Here is a 2258-nt window from a genome sequence, read left to right on the forward strand (position 1 = left end):
GGCATTACGCATTAGCGGCGTTTTTTATGACTAAATAGTGTTTATTCAGCTTTGCATTTTAGCTTCGGTAGTGGTTTAGTTTCGTCTGCATCAGCCAGCTTTATAGAACATATATCGCCCTGAATATACAGCTGCACCATTTGTGGCATCTCATAGGTTCTACCCATGATTAGCTGACCCGTAGCATCTTTATGCGGCGCTCGTTCAATGGCCAGTAAACTGCTTTGTACAAATGCCGACGGGCTAATTTTGACATTGTCGGTATTAAGTAAACTGGTGATGGCTTGCTCAAGCTGACTGGTGCTATTGGCATCGGCCGACATTAACACTGCAGGTACAGCTTTCGTTTCACCTTCAGCAAAAGCACTGCAGCCACTTAACCCCACAATAATAATGGCGCTAAATATCAGCTTAAACATTTGGCTAAACACTGGCCTACACATTTAGTGTGCTCCTTGCATGTCACTTAAAATACGGTTGTTCTGCCAAAGAGTTTGCTTACGATTGTCTTTCAACATAAAACCTTCATCAACAAAATCATTTGGAGCAGACACGCGGGATACGCTAGCAGCAACCGCTGGGCAACGTTGGTTATCACGATAATAAAGTGCAGCACTTAGCAGGCGCTCATCAGGATCACCCAGAGCATGATTTAAGTCATCAGTAAGTGCACAACCTTGCACTTCGCTAGCGAGTGTTGGGCTGGTAGACGGCACAAATCCGTCAGAGTACTCGCCAAAGCCTTTTTCATTAACGCCTTTAAATTGGATGGTGAAGTAAGTAGTAGCACAGTTAGGTGTTGGGTAGAAACCATATGGCTTACCACAGGTTGTCCCGCCTATTTGAATCACTTCGATATCGACACCACGTAAACCGTTCATAAGCGCTTCACTGGCAGAGCAGGTACTTGATGTGGTTAATACATAAACCCTTTTCAAGTCCAAGCTTGGTAGCGGGGTTCCACCTGTGAGAAGGCTGGTATTAAAACCCAATGTCTCGCCTATAAATGGCATAGGAGACAGCGCTTGATTGGTAATTGGGTTAATGTTTGGGTATTTGTCGTTAAAGCTGGTTTCTTCGAAAATCTTATTTTCGGTTGCTTCTTTACCTGCAATCATATAACCAAGTTGGCTTGCCATTGCGAGTAGTCCTCCGCCGTTATAGCGCAGGTCAATAACAAGATCGTCAACATTTTCTTGGCTTAGGCTGGTTAGCGCATCAAATAGCCCACGTTCAGCTGTTGCGATATGAGAATTAAATTGCAGGTAGCCCACTTTACCGTTAGCAGTTTGAATAGTTTTAGTGTTTTGCACTGGGGTCGAGACGATGGTTTGTGCCGTTAGCGTCACTTCGCGGTCAGCTGAAGCGCCTAAATCTCGAATGGTGAACGTCGTTTGCTTGCCGTCAGCGCTTGGAAATAGGCCTGCATTGATAATGTCGATACTGGCGCTATCAGCGGCATCTCTGACACTAACGCCATCAATTTCTACAATGACTGCGCCGCGAGTGATATTAGCAGCGCTGGCTGGGGAGTTTGGCTCGTTATAAGTCACGGTGACTTTTCGTGCGCCAACTTGTGAGCCATTATCGAGCTTAAAATTGATACCGTAGCCTACAGAAGCACCAGACTGATTCAGCTGCTCCCATTCTTCGGTCGACATAGAGAAGTGGAAGTTATCTTTCTTGTTGCCTGTGTCTGATAACTCCTCTGTGACCAGTAGATTAAAGTAATCAGCAACTGAATAAGGCGCAGGATCGCGATCTTCAATTTCACTGTACCAAAGATACGTATTGTTGCTCCATGAACGCAGCCATAGCTTTTCAGTCAATGCACTACCCGTTTGGTTAGCGCTACATTGGTTGATTAAACTCGACTCGTTAGCAAACTCTCCCTGCACCCATGTTGGGCCATCACTGCCACCAGAAGGCGGTGTAATGCTAGGAGAACCTGAATCACCTCCACATGCAGATAGACCAAGGCTTGCAGCAATGATAAGTGGCAGCATTTTTGTAGAGTACAACTTCATAAATAATCCTTTATTATCTCTAGTTCAACGGAACAGCTGAATACAATCAACGTTAGTTGCAACTTTATTACAGTTGTAGCGGTTTGCAATGTGAATTTGCATTAATGTTTTCGGTTATGTTGATTTTTTCATCTTGAGATACATTAACTACTACTCGTTAATGACTAGGGGGTGTTGATCTTTCACGGTTATTTTTGCCGCCGTTTATTGGCTATTTTGACAAGGCGGAGG

At 44.5% G+C, this 2258-nt stretch carries 2 protein-coding genes; both read right to left on the reverse strand.

Annotated features, from left to right (window positions below; all coding sequences use genetic code 11):
* Window positions 1–41: 41 nt before the first annotated feature.
* Window positions 42–443 carry a hypothetical protein gene (locus tag AB4238_RS21820; RefSeq protein WP_372035661.1) on the reverse strand — a complete coding sequence of 134 codons (402 nt, stop codon included), beginning with the start codon at window positions 441–443 and terminating at the stop codon, window positions 42–44.
* The gene (locus AB4238_RS21825) at window positions 444–2027 is read right to left on the reverse strand and encodes a S41 family peptidase (protein WP_372035662.1); all 1584 of its coding nucleotides are present in this window, start codon (window positions 2025–2027) and stop codon (window positions 444–446) included.
* Window positions 2028–2258 lie beyond the last annotated feature (231 nt).

This window comes from Shewanella sp. 10N.286.45.A1, from assembly GCF_041470405.1.
Taxonomy (GTDB): Bacteria; Pseudomonadota; Gammaproteobacteria; order Enterobacterales; family Shewanellaceae; genus Shewanella.

Coding starts and splice junctions, on each gene's coding strand:
- AB4238_RS21825 (WP_372035662.1), bottom strand. CDS start 2,027: ATGAAGTTGTACTCTACAAAAATGCTGCCACTTATCATTGCTGCAAGC.
- AB4238_RS21820 (WP_372035661.1), bottom strand. CDS start 443: ATGTGTAGGCCAGTGTTTAGCCAAATGTTTAAGCTGATATTTAGCGCC.